The 877-nt window shown below is 31.7% G+C and carries 1 protein-coding gene; it reads right to left on the bottom strand.

The window, feature by feature from the left end; genetic code table 11:
- Window positions 1-217: 217 nt before the first annotated feature.
- Entirely contained in the window at window positions 218-622 is a 405-nt protein-coding gene (locus ZA05_RS11980) for a hypothetical protein (protein WP_157514468.1), read from the bottom strand.
- Between the last annotated feature and the right edge of the window lie 255 nt (window positions 623-877).

The raw sequence follows: 877 nt of genomic DNA on the forward strand, positions 1-877 counted from the left end.
TATTTGTGTACAAAACGATGCTGTTGTAGTAAGGAAGAGTATAGAAAAAAGAAGTAGTGTTTTCATTTTTTAATTACCGCCAACGGTTTGTGTATAGTTTCGTTGCGTGAAAATCCGCAGGATTTTCAGGTTAAGAAACTAAGATAGCAAACTTGCGAGGATTTTCCGCGAGGAAAATCAGAAGCAATGAATTATACATGGTGTTGTGGGTAGTTTTTTAATTCGGTTTCCATAAGTCTATCCGTTTTAACTTCCCATCGGAAAAGAAAAACAGCAATTGATTGTCAGTCAGTTCTCCTTTTAGTGTTAATGGAATTTTACAAGTTTTAAATTTATCTGATTCTCCATAAAGATTAACAGGTTCTGTTGAGTTGCAATCTGACTTGAAATATTTAGAAAAGACTTTTTCGGTTGTTTTATTTGTCAATGTGATTTTTCCAATGTTTAATTCAATTATTTTTTCGTCAAAATAAACCACGTTTAACTCACATTTTTGCGAATCGGTATAAAATTCAAAATATGTTTTTCCAATATATACTAAAGAGTCAGCGGTGGATATGTCCATTAATTCAGGAATTGATTTGATACTGTCAATTTGTTTTATCGAAGATTTTAATTCCATAAAATCAATTTTATAAGGAATAATTCCATTCAATTTAATGTCAGTCAATTCGATTGATTGAGCATTAACTGAGATTGAAATCCAAGTGAAAACTATAGATAGAAATGTCCTCATTTTTTTAATTACCCACAACGGTTTGTGTATAGTTTCGTTGCGTGAAAATCCGCAGGATTTTCGGGTTAAGAAACTAAGATAATAAAGTTGCGAGGATTTTCCGTGAGGAAAATCGGAAGCAATGAATTATACACTGTGTTG

This window comes from Mangrovimonas sp. TPBH4, assembly GCF_001280505.1.
Taxonomy (GTDB): Bacteria; Bacteroidota; Bacteroidia; order Flavobacteriales; family Flavobacteriaceae; genus Mangrovimonas_A.

Bases quoted from the DNA above. Each gene is read 5' to 3' on its own strand.
- ZA05_RS11980 (WP_157514468.1), bottom strand. From the start codon at position 622: ATGGAATTAAAATCTTCGATAAAACAAATTGACAGTATCAAATCAATT.